General features: G+C 67.7%; 14 protein-coding genes. 4 read left to right on the top strand and 10 right to left on the bottom strand.

What is annotated here, in order from left to right; translation table 11 throughout:
- Positions 1 to 23 precede the first annotated feature (23 nt).
- The 4 genes from dxs to ABIN76_RS07075 form a co-directional block, all read right to left on the bottom strand.
- Positions 24 to 1,997, bottom strand: a complete 1,974-nt coding sequence (gene dxs / locus ABIN76_RS07060) for a 1-deoxy-D-xylulose-5-phosphate synthase (RefSeq protein WP_346958999.1) — start codon at positions 1,995 to 1,997, stop codon at positions 24 to 26.
- A gap of 143 nt (positions 1,998 to 2,140) precedes the next feature.
- Positions 2,141 to 4,954, bottom strand: a complete 2,814-nt coding sequence (locus ABIN76_RS07065) for an aconitate hydratase (protein ID WP_346959000.1) — start codon at positions 4,952 to 4,954, stop codon at positions 2,141 to 2,143.
- A gap of 172 nt (positions 4,955 to 5,126) precedes the next feature.
- Complete coding sequence (locus tag ABIN76_RS07070; RefSeq protein ID WP_346959001.1) at positions 5,127 to 6,473, bottom strand: TRAM domain-containing protein; 1,347 nt, start codon at positions 6,471 to 6,473, stop codon at positions 5,127 to 5,129.
- Positions 6,470 to 8,446, bottom strand: coding sequence for an APC family permease (locus ABIN76_RS07075; protein ID WP_346959002.1), 1,977 nt, complete (start codon positions 8,444 to 8,446; stop codon positions 6,470 to 6,472). The genes ABIN76_RS07070 and ABIN76_RS07075 overlap by 4 nt, the downstream gene beginning before the upstream one ends.
- A 155-nt stretch (positions 8,447 to 8,601) precedes the next feature.
- On the opposite strand from ABIN76_RS07075, the gene ABIN76_RS07080 reads away from it, so the two are divergent.
- Together ABIN76_RS07080 and ABIN76_RS07085 are read left to right on the top strand one after the other, a co-directional pair.
- The gene (locus ABIN76_RS07080) at positions 8,602 to 9,273 is read left to right on the top strand and encodes a TrkA family potassium uptake protein (protein WP_346959003.1); all 672 of its coding nucleotides are present in this window, start codon (positions 8,602 to 8,604) and stop codon (positions 9,271 to 9,273) included.
- Positions 9,274 to 10,041: a TrkA family potassium uptake protein gene (locus tag ABIN76_RS07085; RefSeq protein WP_346959004.1), complete on the top strand. Its 768-nt coding sequence runs from the start codon at positions 9,274 to 9,276 to the stop codon at positions 10,039 to 10,041.
- Between the two features lie 156 nt (positions 10,042 to 10,197).
- On the opposite strand, the gene ABIN76_RS07090 is transcribed toward ABIN76_RS07085, so the two are convergent.
- From ABIN76_RS07090 to dut, 5 genes are all read right to left on the bottom strand, one after another.
- Positions 10,198 to 10,863: a DUF1349 domain-containing protein gene (locus ABIN76_RS07090; RefSeq protein ID WP_346959005.1), complete on the bottom strand. Its 666-nt coding sequence runs from the start codon at positions 10,861 to 10,863 to the stop codon at positions 10,198 to 10,200.
- Positions 10,864 to 11,072: 209 nt separating this feature from the next.
- Positions 11,073 to 11,777, bottom strand: a complete 705-nt coding sequence (locus ABIN76_RS07095; RefSeq protein ID WP_346959006.1) for a DUF3159 domain-containing protein — start codon at positions 11,775 to 11,777, stop codon at positions 11,073 to 11,075.
- Complete coding sequence (locus ABIN76_RS07100; RefSeq protein WP_346959007.1) at positions 11,774 to 12,172, bottom strand: hypothetical protein; 399 nt, start codon at positions 12,170 to 12,172, stop codon at positions 11,774 to 11,776. The genes ABIN76_RS07095 and ABIN76_RS07100 overlap by 4 nt, the downstream gene beginning before the upstream one ends.
- Positions 12,165 to 12,878 (bottom strand): DUF3710 domain-containing protein, encoded by a 714-nt coding sequence (locus ABIN76_RS07105; protein ID WP_346959008.1) that lies wholly within the window; start codon positions 12,876 to 12,878, stop codon positions 12,165 to 12,167. Before ABIN76_RS07105 ends, ABIN76_RS07100 begins: the two co-directional genes overlap by 8 nt.
- Positions 12,879 to 12,957: 79 nt before the next feature.
- Positions 12,958 to 13,467 (bottom strand): dUTP diphosphatase, encoded by a 510-nt coding sequence (dut, locus tag ABIN76_RS07110; RefSeq protein ID WP_346959134.1) that lies wholly within the window; start codon positions 13,465 to 13,467, stop codon positions 12,958 to 12,960.
- A gap of 165 nt (positions 13,468 to 13,632) precedes the next feature.
- Here dut and ABIN76_RS07115 point away from each other — a divergent pair, with 165 nt between their 5' ends.
- Complete coding sequence (locus ABIN76_RS07115; protein WP_346959009.1) at positions 13,633 to 14,118, top strand: DUF3093 domain-containing protein; 486 nt, start codon at positions 13,633 to 13,635, stop codon at positions 14,116 to 14,118.
- Positions 14,119 to 14,192: 74 nt separating this feature from the next.
- Here the strand turns inward: ABIN76_RS07115 and ABIN76_RS07120 are convergent, their stop codons facing one another.
- Entirely contained in the window at positions 14,193 to 14,492 is a 300-nt protein-coding gene (locus tag ABIN76_RS07120) for a DUF4193 domain-containing protein (protein WP_138769577.1), read from the bottom strand.
- A 324-nt stretch (positions 14,493 to 14,816) separates the two neighbouring features.
- Between ABIN76_RS07120 and sepH the strand changes: the two genes are divergently transcribed.
- Positions 14,817 to 16,223 (top strand): septation protein SepH, encoded by a 1,407-nt coding sequence (sepH, locus tag ABIN76_RS07125; protein WP_346959010.1) that lies wholly within the window; start codon positions 14,817 to 14,819, stop codon positions 16,221 to 16,223.
- The last annotated feature ends 22 nt before the right edge of the window (positions 16,224 to 16,245 follow it).

Consider the following 16,245-nt stretch of genomic DNA (forward strand, 5'->3'; position numbering starts at 1 on the left):
GCTGGTGGGGCGCGGGGTCGCGCTCACAGGATCGGCAGGCTGCCGGTGCTGGGGTGCTGTTGGCCGGGCAGCGGCCGCGCGAACGGGACCTTGGTTCCGAGGACCTGCGCGACGACGTCGTGGGTGATTTGCTGGGCGGTCAGTCCGACGCGCTCCAGGACCTGGCTGCGGCTCCCGTGGTCGAGGAACTCCACTGGCAGTCCCACCTCGTTGAGCGCGGTGTCCACCCCGGCGGCCCGCATTTCCTGCCGGATCCGGGAACCGACGCCGCCGGCCCGGACGCCGTCTTCGATGCAGATGACCAGCCGGTGGTGCGAGGCGAGGGCGATCACGGAGTTGGGCACCGGGAGGACCCAGCGCGGATCCACGACCGTGGAGCTGATGCCTTGGGCGCCGAGCCGGTTGGAGACGTCCAGCGCGAGTTCGGACATGGCGCCGACGCTGACGATCAGCACGTCGTTGTCGCTGGAGCCGGCCGGGCGGCGGGCCAGCACGTCCACGCCGTCGTTGAGCCGTTCGAGGGCTTCGACTTCGGCGCCGACGGTGCCCTTGGAGTAGCGGATCACGGTGGGGGCGTCTTCGACGGCGACGGCCTCGCGCAGTTCCTCGCGCAGCCGGGAGGCGTCGCGCGGCGCGGCGAGGTGCAGGCCGGGCACGATCTGGACCATCGCCATGTCCCACATGCCGTGGTGGCTGGCGCCGTCAGGCCCGGTGACCCCGGCCCGGTCCAGCACCACGGTGACGCCGGCCTTGTGCAGGGCGACGTCCATCAGCAACTGGTCGAAGGCGCGGTTCAGGAAGGTCGCGTAGACGGCCACCACCGGGTGCAGTCCGCCGAACGCCATGCCGGCCGCGGAGGTGAGGGCGTGCTGTTCGGCGATGCCGACGTCGAACACGCGCTCCGGGTGGCGGGCGGCGAACTTGTGCAGCCCCACCGGGATCAGCATGGCCCCGGTGATGCCGACGATGTCCTTGCGTTCGTCGGCGATGTCGGCGATCTCGTCCGCAAAGACCGAGGTCCAGGACTTCGCGCCGCCGGCTTCGGTGGGCTCGCCGGTTTCCGGATCGATGATCCCGACGGCGTGGAACTGGTCCGCTTCATGGGCGCGGGCCGGGGCGTAGCCGTGGCCCTTTTCGGTCATGGCATGGACGATTACCGGTCCGGCGTAGTTCTTGGCCGTGGCCAGCGCGTTTTCCATGGCCTGGAGGTTGTGGCCGTCCACCGGGCCGATGTACTTCATGCCCAGGTCCTCGAACATGCCCTGGGGCGCCCACCAGTCCTTGATGCCCTTCTTCATGGCGTGCAGGCTCTTGTAGGTGAACTGCCCGGCGGGGCCGCCGCTCTGCAGCCGCTTCTTCCACCAGTCCAGGGCGCCTTCGTAAGCCGGCGCGGCCCGGAGCGAATCGATGGTGGGGCGCAGTGAGGCGAGGTAGTCGGCGACGCCGCCGACCGTGGGGGCGTAGGAACGGCCGTTGTCGTTCACGACGATCACGACGCGGCGCTTCTTGTCCGCGGCGATGTTGTTGATGGCCTCCCAGGCCATGCCGCCGGTCAGGGCGCCGTCCCCGACGACGGCGATCACGTAGCGGTCCCCGTCGCCGGTCAGCTGCCGGGCGCGGGAGATGCCGTCGGCCCAGGACAGCGAGGAGGAGGCGTGCGAGCTTTCGACGATGTCGTGTTCGGATTCAGCCCGATCCGGGTAGCCGGACAGGCCGCCCTGCTGGCGGAGCGTGCTGAAATCCTGCCGCCCGGTGAGAAGTTTGTGCACGTACGACTGGTGGCCGGTATCGAAGACGATGCTGTCGCGGGGGGAATCGAAGATCCGGTGCACCGCAATGGTGAGTTCAACGACGCCGAGGTTCGGCCCGAGGTGCCCTCCCGTCTGGGAGACGTTGCCGATCAGGAACTCCCTGACCTCGGCAGCCAGCTGGTCCAGCTGCGCCTGGGACAACTTGCTCAGGTCCTGCGGATTCCGGATGGTCTCCAAGATTCCCAACGGCCCCTCCTTGCGGGTAGTAGACATGCCTTTTAACTCTAACGCCTCTTCGGCGGGCCCGGCGCCCGGCGGGTGCCGGAACGGGAAAGCCCCGGTCCGTCAGGGACGGACCGGGGCTTTCCCGTTTGGCTGCTTAGACCGCGCTAGTTAGCGGAGATCTGGCGTAGCACGTACTGCAGGATGCCGCCGTTGCGGTAGTAGTCGGCTTCGCCCGGTGTATCGATGCGCAGGACCGCATCGAAGGACGTGACGGTGCCGTCTTCGGCCGTGGCGGTGACCTTGAGGGTCTTCGGCGTGGTGCCTTCGTTGAGGGCGGTGACACCCTCAACCGCGAAGGTTTCCGTGCCGGTCAGGCCCAGGCTGGCGGCGTTCTGGCCGGCCGGGTACTGCAGCGGCAGGACGCCCATGCCGATCAGGTTGGAGCGGTGGATGCGCTCGTAGCTCTCCGCGATGACAGCCTTGACACCCAGCAGTGCGGTGCCCTTGGCGGCCCAGTCACGGGACGAGCCGGAGCCGTACTCCTTGCCGGCCAGGACCACCAGGGGGGTGCCGGCGGCCTGGTAGTTCTGCGCGGCGTCGTAGACGTAGGCCTGCGGGCCGTCGGCCTGGGTGAAGTCGCGGGTGAAACCGCCCTCGACGCCGTCGAGAAGCTGGTTCTTGATCCGGATGTTGGCGAAGGTGCCGCGGATCATGACTTCGTGGTTGCCACGGCGCGAGCCGTAGGAGTTGAAGTCCTTGCGCTCCACACCGTTGGCCAGCAGGTACTGGCCGGCGGGGGTGTCCGACTTGAAGGAACCGGCCGGGGAGATGTGGTCCGTGGTGACCGAATCACCGAGCTTGAGCAGTACGCGCGCCCCGGTGATGTCCTGGACGGGCTCCGGCTGGGCCTTCATGCCCTCGAAGTACGGGGGCTTCCGGACGTAGGTGGACTTCTCGTCCCAGGCGAAGGTGTCACCGGCCGGGGTGTCGAGCGCCTTCCAGCGGTCGTCGCCCTCGAAGACACCCTCGTAGCCGCGGGCGAACATGCCCTTGTCAATCGAGGAGTCGATGACCTGCTGGACCTCGACCGGGTTCGGCCAGATGTCCTTCAGGAAGACGTCGTTGCCGGCTTCGTCCTGGCCCAGGGCGTCGTTCTCGAAGTCGAAGTCCATGGTGCCGGCCAGGGCGTACGCGATGACCAGCGGCGGGGAAGCCAGGTAGTTCATCTTGACGTCCGGGTTGATCCGGCCTTCGAAGTTGCGGTTGCCGGAAAGCACGGCGGTGACGGAAAGGTCGTTGGCCTGGATGGCCTCCGAGATTTCGGCGTCGAGCGGACCGGAGTTGCCGATGCAGGTGGCGCAGCCGTAGCCGACGATGTAGAAGCCGAGCTTCTCCAGGTACGGGGTCAGGCCCGACTTGTTGTAGTAGTCGGTGACGACCTTGGAGCCCGGAGCCACGGAGGTCTTGACCCACGGCTTCGAGGTGAGGCCCTTGTCCACGGCGTTGCGGGCCAGCAGCGCGGCGGCCAGCATCACGGACGGGTTGGACGTGTTGGTGCAGGAAGTGATCGAGGCGATCGACACCGCGCCGTGGTCCAGCTCGAACTCGCGGCCGTCGGCGGTCTTGACGGCCACCGTCTTGGTCGGACGTCCGTTGGACTTCGGACCGTGCCCGTGCGGCGCCTGCTCCGTGAGGTGCGTCGCCGAGGCGGTGAACGACGGCGAGTCGGACGCCGGGAAGCTCTCGTCGATCGCTTCGTCCAGGCTGCCGTCCGGGAGTTCTTCCTTCACGTAGTTGCGCAGGTCCTCGCGGAACTGGGCCTTGGACTCGGTGAGGATGATACGGTCCTGCGGGCGCTTCGGGCCGGAGATCGACGGGACAACCGTCGACAGATCCAGCTCGAGGTACTCGGAGAACTTGATCTCGCGGGAGGGATCGTGCCAGAGGCCCTGTTCCTTCGCGTAGGCCTCCACGAGGGCCACGTTCTCGTCGGAGCGGCCGGTGAGGCGCAGGTAGTCGAGGGTGACGTCGTCGATCGGGAACATCGCGGCGGTGGACCCGAACTCGGGGCTCATGTTGCCGATCGTGGCGCGGTTCGCCAGCGGCACGGCCGCGACGCCTTCGCCGTAGAATTCCACGAACTTACCGACCACGCCGTGCTGGCGCAGCTGCTCGGTGATGGTGAGCACGACGTCGGTGGCGGTGGCGCCGGCCGGGATGGACCCGGTCAGCTTGAAGCCGACGACGCGCGGGATCAGCATGGAGACGGGCTGGCCGAGCATGGCCGCCTCGGCTTCGATGCCGCCGACGCCCCAGCCGAGCACGCCCAGGCCGTTGACCATGGTGGTGTGCGAGTCGGTCCCGACGCAGGTGTCCGGGTAGGCGCGGAGCGCGCCGTCAACTTCGCGGGTCATGACAGTGCGGGCCAGGTATTCGATGTTGACCTGGTGCACAATGCCGGTGCCCGGCGGGACGACCTTGAAGTCGTCGAACGCGGTCTGGCCCCAACGCAGGAACTGGTACCGCTCGCCGTTGCGCTGGTACTCGATCTCCATGTTGCGCTCCAGCGCGCCGGAGTTACCGAAAGCGTCGATCTGGACGGAGTGGTCAATGACCATTTCCGCCGGCGCCAGCGGGTTGACCCGCTTGGGGTCGCCGCCGAGTTCCTTGACGGCCTCACGCATGGTGGCGAGGTCGACAACGCAGGGCACGCCAGTGAAGTCCTGCATGATCACGCGCGCCGGCGTGAACTGGATTTCAGTGTCGGGCTCGGCGTTGGGATCCCAACCGGCCAGTGCGCGGACGTGATCGGCCGTGATGTTGGCGCCGTCCTCGGTCCTCAACAAGTTTTCAAGCAATACCTTGAGGCTGAACGGAAGGTTTTCTGCACCTTCAACGGAGTTCAACCGGAAAATTTCGTATTCGGTACCGGCTACATTAAGTTTGCCTTTTGAACCGAAGCTGTCCACAATGCTCATCGCAGGACTCCTCTCGCAACAGTTTCATCTTTGTCGCGCCGCAGACCCCTTGCTAGTTAGGTCATCCTAACTAGAGCTTTTCCTTGTTTGCACAAGGATCGGCGCTTGGGTGCAGGAGGTCAGCCGTGATTACGGAGCGCGACGTCGGACTACTCCGCCCATCCTAGTGGCCTCAGCCTCTGGGAGTCAGTAACGCCACAGTCTCCATGTGGTGGGTGTGCGGGTACAGGTCGAAGGCACGCAGTTCCTGAAGCCCCCAGCCGGCCTGCTGGAAGTAGCCCACGTCGCGGGCGAAGGACGCCGGATCGCAGGAAACGTAGGCCACCGCCCGGGGCCCGGCCGCGACCAGCTGGTTCACGACCGCCTTGCCGGCGCCGGCCCGGGGCGGATCAAGGATCAGGGCGTCGAAATTGCGCGGCTGCTGCCGCAGCACCCGCTCCACTTTCCCCTGGATGATTTCGACCTGGGCGGCGCCGTGCAGGTTCTTGCGCGCATCCCGGCTGGTGCCGTGCGCCCCTTCTAGGGACAGCACCGACCCGGTGACGCCGACGGCGTCGGCGAGCGGCGCGGTGAAGAGTCCGGCGCCGGCGTAGAGGTCCGCCACCACGGAGCCGGCGCCAAGGTAGCCGCCGTCGTGCAGGAAGCCGGTCACGGCCCCCACCAGGGTGTCCGGGGCGTCGCGGTGGATCTGCCAGAAACCGTCGCCGGTGACGCGGTAGTCGTGGCCGGCCGCGGTTTCCTGCACCCAGGTGCGGCCGCGCAGCTGGGTCACGGCGCCGGTGCCGGGGTCCACCTGCGCCACGGAGACGTCGGCGGGCAGTTGGGCGACGATGGAGCTGAGCCGCTTGGCGCGGGTGCCGGCGGCCGGGACCAGGAGCACCAGCGGCCGCGAACCGTTGGCGGGAGCTGCCACCTCAACCCGTTCGATCCCCTGCAGGTCGATGTCCCAGAGCCTGAGAGCGTTGATGCCCTCGACGGCCAGCGGCATCTCGCGGACCGGGAAGACGGCGTCGGAGCGGTGCGCGTGCATGCCCAGCTTGCCGCCGGGCGTCACGGCGAAGCCCGCGCGGGTCCGCCAGGCAAGGCCCGTGGGGGTGCCACCTGCGGCCTCCCCCACAGCTTCGACCGTGACAGGCACGTCGACGCCGGCCAACCGGTGCAGCTGTTCGGCCAGGACGTCGGCTTTGAGTCCGCGCTGGCGCTCCAGCGTAATGTGGCCCAGTTCGGCGCCGCCCACGGGCGGATGGCCGTGCGACCAGGACCGCTGCGCGTCGGCCGCATGCCAGAAGTGGTCCACCCGGTCCGGGGAGGGTTCCAGCACCTCGACGACGTCGGCGCGCCAGAACTTGGCGGAGTCGCCGTCGTCGGTGAGCCGGATCCGGACCTTTTCGCCGGGGATTCCGTGCCGGACAAAGATCACCCTGCCCTCGTGCCGGGCCACGCAGTGGCCGCCGTGCGCGACGGGGCCGACGTCGACGACGAGCTCGGTTCGGGCGGGGGTCCGGGTGTCGGTGCTCATTGGATATCCTGCAGTTTCTTGGCTTCTTCAGACGATTTCAGCTGCCACGGCACGCTGGCGACCATCACGCCGGGCTCAAAGTGCAGCCTTGTCTTGATCCGCAGCGCCGTCTGGTTGTGGACCAGCTGCTCCCACCATTTGCCGACGACGTATTCGGGGATGTACACCACGATCAGGTCCCGCGGTGAGTCGCGCCGCATGTTCTTGATGTACTCCATGATCGGCGTGACCGTCTCACGGAACGGACTGGCCAGCACCGTCAGCGGCACCGGGATCTCCAGTTTTTCCCAGTCCGCCAGCGTCTGCTCGGTCTCTTCCGGGCTGATGTCCACGGTGATGGCGTCCAGCCGCGAAGGCCGGGAGGCGCGGGCGTAGGCCAGTGCCCGGAGCACCGGTTTGCGCACGTGCGAGACGAGCAGCACGGCGTGGACCCGGGTGGGCAGCGCGCGGGGCGAAGAGTCCTCGTCGACGGCGAGTTCCTTGGCCACGTTGTCGTAGTGCGCGCGGATGCTCCACATGATCAGGAAGAGGATGAACATGGCCAGCAGCGCGATCCAGGCGCCCTGCTCGAACTTGGTGATCAGCACGATCACCAGGACCAGGGCCGTCATGCCGAAGCCGATCGTGTTGATGGTGCGCGACTTGATCATCCGCAGTTTCGCGGCCGGGTCCTTGGCGAGCTTCAGTTCGCGGCCCCAGTGCCGGATCATGCCGAGCTGGCTGAGGGTGAAGGAGATGAAGACACCCACGATGTAGAGCTGGATGAGCTTGGTGACGTCGGCGTCGAACGCGATGATCAGGACCAGTGCGCCGGCGGCCAGCGCCAGCACGCCGTTGCTGAAGGCGAGCCGGTCGCCGCGGGTGCGGAGCTGGCGCGGCAGGTAACCGTCCTGGGCGAGGATCGAGCCGAGGACCGGGAAGCCGTTGAAGGCGGTGTTGGAGGCGAACACCAGGATCACGCCGGTAGCGGCGACCACGATATAGAACGGGATGGAACCGGCGCCGAAGACCGTCTGCGCGATCTGGCTGATGGCCGGGTTCTGGATGTAGCCCTCGTCCAGCGGCTTGCCGTTGAGCAGGAACTCCGTCGCCGGGTCCAGCACAATGTGCACTTTGGTGGCATTGGCGAGGTAGATGATCCCGGCGAGCATGGCGGCGGCGATCGCGCCGAGCAGCAGCAGCGTGGTAGCGGCGTTCTTGCTCTTGGGCTTCTGGAAGTTCGGCACGCCGTTGCTGATAGCTTCGACGCCGGTCAGGGCGGCGGCACCGGAGGAGAATGCGCGCAGCAGCAGGAATGCGCCCGCCAGCCCCACCAGCCCCTCGTCGAAACCGGCAGCCGGGACGATCTCGAACGCCGCCGAGGGCGCCTGGCCGAGCTGGCCGGTGGCGGCCTGGAAGATGCCTACGGCGGTCATGCCGAGGATCGAGAACATAAAGATATAGGTGGGGACCGCGAAGACGCTGCCGGCTTCGCGGATGCCGCGCAGGTTCACGAGGGCCAGGATGACGACGCCGATCGTGGCGATCGCGGCCTGCTGGCCGTGCAGGGACGGGACGGCGGTGGTGAGGTACGCGGCGGCCGAGGACATCGACACCGCGACGGTGAGCACATAGTCCACCAACAGGGCCGAGGCGACCGTGAGGCCGGCGTACTTGCCCAGGTTGACGTTGGCGATCTCGTAGTCGCCGCCGCCGGAGGGGTAGGCGTGGACGTTCTGGCGGTAGGACGCCACCACGGTAAGCAGCACCACCATCACGGCGAGCCCCACCCAGGGCGAGAAGGCCACAGCGCTGACGCCGGCCAGCGCCAGGGTCAGCAGGATTTCATCGGGTGCGTACGCCACCGAGGAGAGCGCATCGGAGGCGAAAATGGGCAGCGCAATCCGCTTGGGCAGCAGGGTGTGGGCCAGACGGTCGTTCCGGAAGGGCCTGCCTACCAGCACCCGCTTCACGGCGTTGAAAATTGTCAGCACCAGACAAAGCTAGTCTGATTCGGACGCGATGTCATGACGGCGGAACCCGCCTGACGGCCGCCGGCTTGCCGCACCGCCGCCGGACCGGCTCCGGGGCCCGGGTGGCCGGTAGAGTTTTACGCAGCATCAGACACAGAAAGCTTGAGGAGGCACGGGTGGCGCACTTCGTGATCATGGGTTGTGGCCGTGTTGGGGCAACCCTGGCGCACACACTGGAGGACGCCGGCCACTCGGTCGCGATCATCGACCAGGACGACCGTGCTTTCCGGCGGCTCCGGACCGGTTTCACCGGCCGCAAGGTCACCGGCGTCGGCTTCGACCGGGAGACGCTCAAGCAGGCCGGAGTCGAGGAGGCCTACGCCTTCGCGGCAGTGTCCAGCGGCGACAACTCCAACATCCTGGCCACCCGGGTGGCCCGTGAGACCTTCCACGTGCCGCATGTCGTGGCGCGGATCTACGATCCGGGCCGCGCCGAGATCTACCAGCGCCTGGGCATCCCCACGGTCGCGGCGGTGCGCTGGAGCGCGGACCAGGTGCTGCGCAGGATCCTTCCCGAGCAGCACCTCGCCGGCGACTTCCGCGATCCTTCCGGCCGGCTGGTGCTGGCCGAGGTGGACGTGGAATCCGGCTGGATCGGGCACCCGGTCACCGCGCTCGAGAAGGCCGCCGACATCCGCGTCGCCTACCTCACCCGTTTCGGCGAGGGCATCCTCCCCGGGCCCGGAACCCTTTACCAGGACGGCGATACCGTCCACGCCATGCTCAGCGTGGACCGCACCACCGAGGTCGCCCACATTCTCGCCAAGTCCCCCGCCAAGGAGTCCTAAGTGAAAGTCGTTATCGTCGGGGCGGGCAGCGTCGGTTCCTCGATTGCCCGTGAACTGCTGGCCCACAAACACGAAATCCTGCTGATCGACCTCAAGCCCGAGGTGATCGGCCGCAGCGGGCTGCGCGGCGCGCACTGGCTGGTCGGCGACGCCTGCGAACTCAGCACGCTCAAGGACGCCCGGCTGGAGGACGCCGACGTCGTGGTGTCCGCCACGGGCGACGACAAGGTGAACCTGGTGGTCTCGCTGCTGGCCAAGACCGAGTTCGGCGTCGGACGGACCGTGGGCCGGGTCAACAACCCGAAGAACGACTGGATGTTCGACGATTCCTGGGGCGTCGACGTCGCGGTGAACACCCCGCAGCTGATGACCGCCCTGGTGGAGGAAGCCGTGGAGATCGGCGACCTGGTCCGGTTGCTGACCTTGCAGACCGGGGTGTCCTCGCTGGTGGAGTTCACCGTGCCGCATGATTCGCACGTGATCGGCCTGACGGTGGGTGATATCGAGTGGCCGGAGGACGCGACGCTGGTGGCGATCCTGCGGGACCAGGCGCCCATCACGCCCAGCCGGGACGACGTGATCGACGGTGGCGACGAGCTGTTCTTCGTCACCACGATCGCGGCGGAGGACGGGCTGCGGGCACTGCTGTCGGCGCCGGAGTCCGCCGACGACGCAGCCGGCCAGGCTTCCGGGAGCGGCCAGCGGGCCGGCACGGACCAGCACGGCCGCGAGACCCAGCCCGCCGGCGACGACGGTTTCGACGGCTGACCCGGGCGCTCAAAACGACACGCGACACGTTCCGGAAGGAAGCAGCCTGGCAACGCGACGAGTCAATGGGCTGATTTACGTTCCTTGTCCCGGGTGCGGGCGCAGGCTCGGATCCTTCACCGCTCCCAGTACGACTCACGGATGAGTGCTGCGGCTTTAGTCGTGTTCAGGGTGCAGGGTTGCATCTGCATCGGTCTCAACCCATCGGGTGAAGGTGGTCGTGAGGTTAGCCCGAGTGGGCGAGGCACAAAATGGGCCGACCTCGGCACTTACTGTTTCATCCAGAGGAGCAACGCGGACGAGCCGGAAAGGCTCATCCCCGGCGCGGGCCCTGATGGTGACGGCGTTACCGGCCCTGCTCAGCCGCACTGTGATTTCCCGATTGATCCACTCAGGGACAGGTGCCACCGACCAGTCGGAGACCCCATGTGTTACGACGGCCCCAACCTGTGGGACTCCGTCGGACACCTCCACACCGGCCTTGATCCAAGAAAGTTCCGAAACGTGAAGATAGATCCCCGCCTGGTCGAACTGCTCGGTGTAATTCAGAAGGAATGAAACCTCCACCGCCCCCTCAGCGGGCAGCGGTGCCAACAGGGCATGCGCGCTGTCATGGACGAAGCCGTACGAGGTGTGCCTCCAGGCGTCACTGTTCTCGGCTGCGGTTACCCGCAGAGTCCGACCATCCGCGACGACACGCACGGGCGGGTTGCGCCACCTTCCCCGGTCCCAGGAATCGTGTGCTTCCTTTCTCACTTGTGTCACGTCAGATCCCCTAAGTCGATAGTTCAGTCGGTAAGTCCTATTCAAGCAGTGGCACATCCAACACAACGGCGATTGCCCGTTGACCGATCGGCTAACGGGAACCTCTTGGCCGGGTGTCTGCGGAGTATTATTCCTCTGATTTCGCCCGCCCCTAGGCTGGGCTCATGGCTATTGTTCATAGAGCTACTCTGACTCCATCGAAAATGGAGCTCCTCGAACAGTGGCTCCACCTGCTTGACAAACATAGAAGCGTCAACAACTGCGAGTTAGTTGGGGCCGGCCGACCCGTCAACGGGGGCCGGGGCCGGGCGGGTGAGCAGCCACGCCACCCACATGCCCAGGATGTACAGCGGCGCGCCCATGATGAGCCGGGTGGTCGCGAGGCCCGCGAGGCCCTGCTCCCCCATCAGGTACAGCGGGACCTGGACGAGCAGGCGCAGGGCGAGGACCGCGATGATCACCCAGGTGCCGATCCGGTACGCCTTTACCCGGGCCGGGTGCTTGCGCCAGTCCAGGCCTTCGTTCCGGATAAAACCGAACAACAGCCCGGCGAAAGGCCAGCGCACGGCGATCGAAAGGGACATCGCGAGGATGTAGCCGAGGTTGGTGAAGAATCCCAGGACGTAGAAGTCCTCGGCCTTGCCGGTGGAGTTCGCCAGCCAGGCTGACAGCCCGACGCCGACTATACCGGCCAGCGCCTGCGTCAGCGGCTTGCGCTGGACCAGCCGCGCGACGGTGAACACCGCGGCCACGGCCAGCGCGCCGATCAGGGCCAGCGGGAGTTCCCGGGTCACCGTGTACGCGATCAGGAAGACCAGGCCGGGCAGGATACTTTCGGCGATGCCCTGGACACCGCCGGCGCTCTTGAGCACGTCGATATTGCCGTTGCTGGAGCGGTGCAGGCCCGCTTTGGCCGCGTAGCCTTCGGCGAGCTGGGCCACGGTGGGCTGCGGGTCTTCGGGCGTGCTCATTGCTCCTCCTTGCGGGAGAGTATTTCGTAGCGCGGATTGAACATGGTGGGCAGCCCGTCCCGGACCGTGACCATGCCCTCGAGCCGGAGCTCCAGGCCGGCCTGGACGCCGGGGATGCGGCGCCGTCCCAGCCAGACCACCCGGAGCCGGTCAGCGGCCACGGCGGGCCGCTTGCGGCCGGCGCCCTGCTGGGCGGCCTGGACGGACGACGCCGCCGGCCGCGCCTTGGCCGCCGGGGCGTCGTGGTCGGTGACGATCGCGGTGAAGGCGGCCACCTCGCTGGCCGGTGCGTACGTCACGGATTCAATGAAGCCGCGGCACAGCACCCGTCCGCGCTCAGGCAGCCCCCGCACGGGGACGGCGTCGGCGGGTTTCCTGCCGGGGGCATCAACCAATCTGGGTAATCTCCGGTCCGCGCTCGGGCTGTTCAAACTCCGGGGCGCCCTGCGGCGCCGAAACGCCGGAGTCACGGGGAAGGCGGAGCTGGAGCAGGTCGCGCGGCGGCATGGGGTTCTCGCCCCGCACCACAACGATCTGGCGGAACAGCTCTTCGAGTCCGGCGGCGGCGGCGCGGTCAAGTGCCGCTTCGCCGCCGAGCACACCGCGGAGGAACCAGCGGGGACCGTCGACGCCGATGAAGCGGGCCACCCGGTAGCCGTCACTGCCGTCACCGGCGGGGAGCTTGGCGACGAGCTCGATGCCGAAGTGGCCCTCGATCTCTTCGACCTGGCCGCCCTGGCTGCCGACGGACTGGCCGATCTGCTCGCGGATTTCGTCCCAGAGGCCCTCGGAGCGGGGCGCGGCGAAGGCCTGCAGCTGAAGGCTTGAGCTGTCCAGGTCCATGGTGACCGCCACCACGCGCTGGGTGGCTTCCTCGACCTCCAGCCGGAGCTGCAGCCCTTCGCGCGGGGCAATCAGCAGGGCGCCAAGGTCCACGTAGCCGTCCTGGTTTTCAATTTCCGAGACGTCGTAGGGACCGGCGCTGCGCGCGCCGTCGCTGGCCTCGGCCGGCGCGTCGGTTCCCACAGCTGCGTCCTCCGGGGTCTCACCGGCGTCCGTCGTCTGCTCCTGCTTGGCTTTTCTGCCACGCCCAAAAACCATGGGGTTTGTCTCCTTAGTTGTGATCCTGCGCGAAGGGCCCGACGGCCGCACAGGGAAGAGCTGCGTCTATCGGGCCGGTTTAGGCCTCTGGGGCGCCAAAGCCGCCGGTGGAGCCGAAACCGCCGGCGCCGCGGACTGAATCGCTGAGCTCCTGGACGGGCACGAACTCCGCGTACTCCACCCGCTGGATGACCATTTGTGCAATTCTATCGCCGCGGCGCAATTCAATCGCCTCGTCGCGGTCGGTATTGAGCAGGGTCACGGCAATCTCCCCGCGGTACCCCGCGTCCACCGTACCGGGCGCGTTGACCACGGTTAGTCCGTGCTTGGTGGCGAGGCCGGAGCGCGGGTGGATGAGGGCGACAAAGCCGTCGGGCAGGGCGATTGACACACCGGTCGGCACCAGCCGCCGCTCCCCCGGCCCGAGCACCACGTCTTCGCGGGCGCGCAGGTCCGCGCCCGCGTCGCCCGGGTGGGCATACGACGGCGGTTGCAGACCGTCGTCGAGCATTTTCAGCTGCACGGTCAGGGTGGGGGCTCCGTACGCGGTAGGGCCGCCGGCTGCGGGCTCTGCCGGCGGGGTGTTCACGGCAGTGGTTTCTTCAGTCACAGTTCCCCACTGTAACGCCCGCGGGGAGGATAGGCCTACCGTGGGCTGCTCCTCCGGGGCTCCCCGGCGGGCCGGGCGACGGCGGGCCCGGCTACGCGGGACGGCCAAGGTGAAATGGCCCGGGAAAAGTGGAAAGCTGGGCTCATGCCCGAATCCAGTGCAGCCGTGCCTGCCTCCAACAGCACCCCCGACGACGCCACCGTCCTGTTCAGCGAAAAACTGTGGCCGAATTTCTGGATCTGGCTGGTGGCTGCCGGGCTGGCCGGGGCCGGGATCCTGGTGTTCGCACCGATCAGCATCGCCGCGGGGATCACCGCGGCCGTGGTGCTCTTCGCGATTCTGGCGGTGTTGCTGGTGCTGTCCACGCCGTCCATCTCGGTCACGGCCGCCACCTTGCGCGTAGGGCGGGCGACGATTGAGCGCCGCTTCGTCGGCACCGTCCAGGCTTTCCGCGGCGCCGAGGCGACGGCGGAGCGCGGCACCCGGCTCAACGGGCTCGCCTTTATGTGCATCCGCGGCTGGATCGACCCGGTGGTCCGGATAGAGATCACCGACCCCTCGGACCGCACGCCATACTGGCTGGCGTCCACACGGCACCCGGATGAGCTCGTCGCCGCCCTGTCCCGCTGAGTGCTGAGCCGCCGCGTGCCGCCAGTCCCTGCCGGGCCCGGAGCCTCCGCGGTGCTCTTTGCCCCCGCAGTCCTTTAGCCCTCGCAGTCCTTGCAGTACTTCAGGCCGTCCTTTTCGCGGGCGATCTGCGAACGGTGGCGGACCAGGAAGCAGGAGGCACAGGTGAATTCGTCTGCCTGGGCTGGCAGCACCCGGACCAGCAGCTCCTCGCCGGACAGGTCGGCGCCCGGGAGTTCGTAGCCTTCAGCAAGGTCGGTCTCGTCTTCATCAACCACCGCGGAGGGCTTGTCCGTACGCCGCGACTTCAGCTCCTCGATGGAATCCTCGTTGAGGTCTTCCTCGGTCTTGCGCGGCGCATCGTAGTCTGTCGCCATTAGTAGTTGCTCACACTCCGCAGTCGTTTGGTTGGATCGCCGCGTCCGCACCGGCGGGGCTGGTAGCCCCGGTACGGCCCGGGTTTGGTTCACCGATGTCAACGCCGGACAAACGCTTTTTCTGCCCGATGTCGGGTCATTTTTGCGCACATCCCCTGCCAAACACCAGAGGCCAGTGGTCCGGCCGCATCTCCGCCGGACCTGGACGGGCCAAATGGGCCGGAAAGTCGCGGAAAATCACGGCGCGCCCTCCCTCCTACCCCGAATTGCGGCCCAACGGTGGCAGAGTTTCGAATGTTAGTAATGCCAGGGTGGAGGATTTGTATGCAGGATCTACGGCTTGTAGGCGTCCACGACGACGGGGAGCATCTCCTGTTGAGTGGCACCGGCGGCGAGATGTTCCAGCTGCCGATCGATGAGGCACTTCGGGCGGCAGCCAGCCGGACGCCCGCGAGGGCCGCTTCCGGCGTGGGCGCCGAGCCCATTGCCATGTCCCCCCGCGATATCCAGGCCAGGATCCGCAGCGGTGCCACCGCGGCGGAGGTGGCGGAGCTCTCCGGCATTCCGCTGGCCAAGGTGCAGCGCTACGAGGGCCCAGTGCTGGCCGAGCGCGAGTACGTGGCCCAGCAGGCCCGCAAGGTCGAGGTGGCTACCCCGTCCGCGGGACATGACAGCTACCGCTCCTTCTTCGGCGACCAGCCTGCAAACCTGGATGACATGGTCATGCACCGGCTTCGGGCGCACGGGATCGAGCCTTCCTCCGTGGAATGGGACTCCTGGCGCCGGCCGGATGGAAGCTGGAATGTGGTGGCGCGGTTCGAAACGCAGCCCGGCGCCCATGCAGCCATCGGTGAAGAGCCGCCGGCCATGTGGACGTTCAGCCCGGCGCGCAAGTCGCTGCAGAACGCCAACCGCTGGGCGCAACAGCTCAGCGAACTGGAGCCGATGGACGGCCCGGTCCCGGCCCGCCGCCTCTCCGCCGTTTCGGACCGGCCCTTTGATTTTGAAACCGACGCGGAAGCAGCCGCGCGCGGCGCGACCGCGCAACTCAGCGTCGTCCAGCAAAACAGCACCCAGCAGGAAAAGGACGCCGACGGACTGCTGGACATGCTCCGCACCCGCCGCGGCCAGCGCCTCGGCCTGGATGAGGACGCCGACGACGCCCTGGCGCTGCTGCTGACCAACGGAGTGCCCGCAGCCCACCCGCGCCCTTCCGAAGTCCCGTCGCTTGACGACGCAGAAGACGACGCGGCGGAAGTTGAGGCGCCCGCGGAGGACGCCGAGGCCGTGGAAGAGACCCCGCCCGCGGCGCCAGCCGAACCGCATTCGATTCCCAACCCCGACGTCCTCTCCCGCCGCAGGGATGCACGGCCGTCCATGCTGTCCCGCCTGAGCCTGGCGCCGCGGCACCAGGACAGCACCGACGACGACGCGCTGAAGCTCCACGAGGGGGTCAGCACCGAAACCCGGGAAATCACCATTGCCGCCTCACAATTGCGGCCGGTGCGGTCCGGACCCTCGTCGAGCCCGGGACTGGATGAGCTCGTAGGCGGCGGGCCGTCGCGGCGCGCGCAGCACGACTCCCCGACTGCTCCCCGCCCGGATGCATCCCGCACCGACACACCACGCGCCGAGCGGGAGCCCGAGACCCCGGAACGCCAGCCTTCCAAGCCCAAGCGCTCCAGTGTGCCCAGCTGGGATGAAATCGTCTTCGGGACCCGCAGCGACTAGGGCCGCGGCCAGCCGGAACGTT

It is taken from the genome of uncultured Arthrobacter sp., from assembly GCF_964021775.1.
Classification (GTDB): Bacteria; Actinomycetota; Actinomycetes; order Actinomycetales; family Micrococcaceae; genus Arthrobacter.